This window comes from Pseudomonas sp. 30_B (assembly GCF_017491605.1).
GTDB lineage: Bacteria > Pseudomonadota > Gammaproteobacteria > Pseudomonadales > Pseudomonadaceae > Pseudomonas.
This window is the reverse complement of record NZ_JAFGYY010000105.1, coordinates 1-611: the sequence shown is the minus strand read 5'-3', so window position 1 is coordinate 611 and position 611 is coordinate 1. Positions and strand designations below refer to the sequence as shown.

At 31.8% G+C, this 611-nt stretch carries 1 pseudogene; it reads right to left on the bottom strand.

Going from position 1 to position 611, the window contains the following annotated elements:
- Positions 1–561: pseudogene (locus J5M67_RS27430) on the bottom strand (IS630-like element ISFtu1 family transposase); the annotation flags it as partial.
- Between the last annotated feature and the right edge of the window lie 50 nt (positions 562–611).

Here is a 611-nt window from a genome sequence, read left to right as displayed (position 1 = left end):
TCTTTTTATCTGCATAATTATATCCAGCAACAATACTTCTTCTTTGTGTTTGATATGCTAAAACCTCACCATAACTAGGCTCACCAATTAGTGACCATCCTCTTAGGATAGAAAGCTTATTGTCACACCCCATCTCATCTATATAAAATAACAAGTTTTGAGCTATTTCTTTTAGTTTTTCTATATACTCCAACCTTTCATGTTCTTTTCTTTGCTTATATTTTGGAGTCTTTTTTTAAAACTAAAACCAAGTCTATTAAGACAATCATAAAATGTACTTCTTTGAATATCAGGGGCTAATGCTTCTTTTATATCTAATGCACTTGCATCTGGATGATCTATCAAATACTGTTCAATCAATGTTTTATCGGTAAAGCTAGCGACTCTGCCACAACCAACTCCTTGCTTTGAACTATAATCTCCGGTTCTTTTATAAAACTCTATCCATGAAACAACTGTACGCTTGTCTATGTTAAAAAACTTACTCAGCTCGAACTCCGTCATACCTTCTTCATGTTTATTAATTACGATGTCTCTAAAATCTTGGCTATATGATGGCATTTTTATTAGACATTATAACATTTCTACAAATATCTTTTTCTACAAATATC